The 3952-nt window shown below is 65.8% G+C and carries 2 protein-coding genes; both read left to right on the top strand.

What is annotated here, in order from left to right; genetic code table 11:
* Positions 1 to 61: 61 nt before the first annotated feature.
* Positions 62 to 1108, top strand: coding sequence for a homocysteine S-methyltransferase family protein (locus tag ASE86_RS03870; protein WP_056422584.1), 1047 nt, complete (start codon positions 62 to 64; stop codon positions 1106 to 1108).
* 144 nt (positions 1109 to 1252) lie between these two features.
* Positions 1253 to 3910, top strand: coding sequence for a methionine synthase (gene metH / locus ASE86_RS03865; RefSeq protein WP_056422581.1), 2658 nt, complete (start codon positions 1253 to 1255; stop codon positions 3908 to 3910).
* Positions 3911 to 3952 lie beyond the last annotated feature (42 nt).

Below are 3952 nucleotides of genomic sequence, written 5' to 3'. Positions count from 1 at the left end.
CCCTCCACCATGCTGTGCATGGTCCCCCTCCCCGCGAGCGGGGAGGATCGAGAGAGACGACATGACACCCCGCCAGCAATTGCTCGAACAGGCCGCCCAGCGCATCCTCGTCATCGACGGCGCGTTCGGGACCGAGATCCAGAACTGGAAGCTCAGCGAAGCCGACTATGCCGGCACGCTCGGTCTGACGCACGACCAGAAGGGCAACAACGACATCCTGGCGCTGACCAAGCCCGAGGTTCCGGCCGCGATCCACCGCGCGTACTTCGAGGCGGGCGCCGACATCGCCGAGACGAACACCTTCAGCGCCAACCGCATCAGCCAGGCCGATTACGGTGCCGAACATCTGGTGCGTGAGATCAACGTCGAGAGCGCGAAGCTCGCCCGCTCCATCGCGGACGAGTTCGCCGCCAGGGATGGCCGCCCGCGCTTCGTCGCCGGCGCGATCGGGCCGACCAACAAGACGTTGTCGCTGAGCCCGGACGTCAACGACCCCGGCTATCGCGAGATCGACTTCGACCATCTGAAGGACGTCTACCGTGAACAGGTTGACGCGCTGCTGGAGGGGGGTGCGGACTTCATCCTGATCGAGACGGTGTTCGACACGCTGAATGCCAAGGCCGGGATCATGGCGGTGCTGGAAGCGGGGCAGGCGCTGGAGCGCGACGTACCGATCATGCTGTCGATGACACTGACGGATCTCTCGGGCCGCAACCTCAGCGGCCACACGGTCGAGGCGTTCTGGCACGCGGTGCGCCACGCCAGGCCGCTGACGATCGGGCTGAACTGCTCCTTCGGCGCGGAGCAGCTGCGCCCGCATGTGAAGGTGTTGTCGGCGATGGCCGACACGCTCATCATGGTCTATCCCAACGCCGGCCTGCCGAACGAACTGGGCGCCTATGACGAGGCCCCGCGGACAACCGCGGGGCTAGTCAAGGAATGGGCAGACAATGGCCAGGTCAACATCCTGGGCGGCTGCTGCGGATCGACGCCCGCGCATATCAAGGCGATCGCGGATGCGGTCCGCGGGCTACCCCCGCGCGCGATGCCGGTCCCGGCGGTGCAGACGCGGCTTGCCGGCCTCGAACCGTTCACGATGGCGGCATAATCAATCCTCCCCTGAAAAGGGGAGGCGGCTGGCCGAAGAGGCCAGACGGAGGGGTGTCACCCCCTCGATAGCGTTATACCCCTCCGTCATCGCTGACGCGATGGCACCTCCCCTTCCAGGGGAGGATCGAAGAGCAGAAGACCCATGACCTCGACCACCTCCTCCACCAACTTCGTCAACGTCGGCGAGCGCACGAACGTCACCGGCTCCGCCGCGTTCAAGAAGCTCATCATGGCCGGGGACTACACCCGCGCCGTCGAGGTCGCGCGCCAGCAGGTCGAGAACGGTGCGCAGGTCATCGACGTCAACATGGACGAAGGGCTGCTCGACGCGCATTATGCGATGACGACCTTCCTGAAGCTGATCGCCGCCGAACCCGATATCGCGCGCGTGCCGGTGATGATCGATTCGTCGAAGTGGGACGTGATCGAGGCGGGGCTGAAGTGCGTCAGCGGCAAGCCGATCGTCAATTCGATCAGCATGAAGGAAGGCGTCGACCAGTTCCTGGACCATGCGCGCAAATGCATGAACTATGGCGCCGCGGTCGTCGTCATGGCGTTCGACGAGGTCGGCCAGGCCGACACCCAGGCACGCAAGGTCGAGATCTGCGGGCGCGCCTATGACCTCCTTATGGGCATCGGCTTTCCCCCCGAGGATATCATCTTCGATCCCAACGTCTTTGCCGTCGCGACCGGGATCGAGGAGCATAACAACTACGGCGTCGACTTCATCGAGGCGACGCGCGAGATCAAGGCGCGCTGCCCGCACGTCCACATCTCGGGCGGGCTGTCGAACCTGTCGTTCAGCTTTCGCGGCAACGAACCGGTCCGCCGCGCGATGCACAGCGTGTTCCTGTACCACGCGATCCCCGCCGGCATGGACATGGCGATCGTCAATGCGGGGCAACTCGACATCTACGACGCGATCGATCCCGAACTGCGGACCGCCTGCGAGGACGTGATCCTCAACCGCGATCCCGATGCGGGCGAGCGGCTGGTTGCGCTCGCCGAGCGCTTCCGCGGCACCGATGCGGTGGCGGAGAAGCAGGCGGCCGAATGGCGCAGCTTCCCTGTCGCCAAGCGGCTGGAATATGCGCTGGTCAAGGGCATCGACGCGCATGTCGTCGAGGATACCGAGGAATGCCGCCAGACCTTTGCCCGGCCGATCGAGGTCATCGAAGGCCCGCTGATGGACGGGATGAACGTCGTCGGCGACCTGTTCGGGTCGGGCAAGATGTTCCTGCCGCAGGTCGTCAAGTCCGCGCGCGTGATGAAGAAGGCGGTCGCCCACCTGCTGCCCTTCATCGAGGCGGCGAAGGAGCCCGGCGCCAAGGGCAAGGGCAAGGTCATCATGGCCACCGTCAAGGGCGACGTCCACGACATCGGCAAGAACATCGTCGGCGTCGTGCTCCAGTGCAACGGCTTCGACGTGGTCGACCTGGGCGTCATGGTGCCGTGGTCGAAGATCCTTGAGGCGGCGAACGAGAACGACGCCGACATGATCGGCCTGTCGGGCCTCATCACGCCAAGCCTCGACGAGATGGTGACCGTCGCCGAGGAGATGCAGCGCTCCAAGATGACGATGCCGCTGCTGATCGGTGGTGCCACGACATCAAAGGTCCACACCGCGCTGCGCATCGCGCCGGCATACCAGGGGCCGGTCGTCCACGTCCTCGACGCATCCCGCGCGGTCGGCGTCGCGACGACGCTGGTCAGCGACACGATCCGCGACGACTTCGTGGCGAAGACCGACGCCGATTACGCCGCCGTCCGCGCCGCGCGCGAGGGCAAGGGGCAGAACGACCTGCTGCCGCTCGAAAAGGCGCGCGCCAACGGCTTCAAGGCAGATTTCAGCCAGAAGCCGGCGGCGCCCGCCAAGCCCGGCGTCCACGTCTTCCGCGACTGGGACCTTGCCGACCTGCGCGACTATATCGACTGGACGCCGTTCTTCCGCGCCTGGGAACTGGCCGGTACCTATCCTGCGATCCTGGAGGACGAGATCGTCGGCGAAAGCGCGACATCGCTGTTCGCCGACGCGCAGGCGATGCTCGACCGGATCATCGCTGAGAAATGGCTGACCGCGCGCGGCGTTGCAGGCCTGTGGCCCTGCGCGCGCTACGAGGACGATGTCGTCGTCGACCTGAAGGGCGATTTCAACGCCGACGAACTGCGCGGTTTCGACATGCTCAACCTGGTCGAGGGCACCGACATCATCCGCCTGCCCTTCCTGCGCCAGCAGATCGCCAAGCGCGAGGGCCGGCCGAACATGAGCCTTGCCGACTTCATCGACGAAAAGGGCGACTGGATCGGCGGCTTCGCGGTCAGCATCCACGGCATCGAGCCGCACCTCGCGCGCTTCAAGGCGGGAATCGACGATTATTCGGACATCCTGCTGAAGGCGTTGGCCGACCGTCTGGCGGAAGCGTTTGCCGAACGCCTGCACCTCCATGTCCGCACCGATCTGTGGGGTTATGCGCCCGACGAGCAGCTGACCAACGAGGCGCTGGTCCGCGAACAGTATCGCGGCATCCGCCCGGCCCCGGGCTATCCCGCCTGCCCCGAGCACAGCCTGAAGGTCACGCTGTTCGACATGCTCGACGCGCACCATGCGACCGGCGCCAGCCTGACGGAAAGCTTCGCGATGCTGCCGACCGCGGCGGTCAGCGGCTTCTATTTCGGGCACCCCGAAGCATCGTATTTCGGCGTCGCGCGGATCGGGCAGGACCAGCTGGCGGATTATGCCGTGCGTCGGGGCGTCGATATCGAGCAGGCGACGCGGTGGCTTAGGCCGAATCTGGACTAATAAATCCTCCCCCAGCTCGTCTGGGGGAGGGGGACCGCGGCC

Origin of the sequence: Sphingomonas sp. Leaf33 (assembly GCF_001421785.1) — a bacterium.
Taxonomy (GTDB): Bacteria; Pseudomonadota; Alphaproteobacteria; order Sphingomonadales; family Sphingomonadaceae; genus Sphingomonas.
This window is presented reverse-complemented; position numbering and strand designations above follow the sequence as displayed.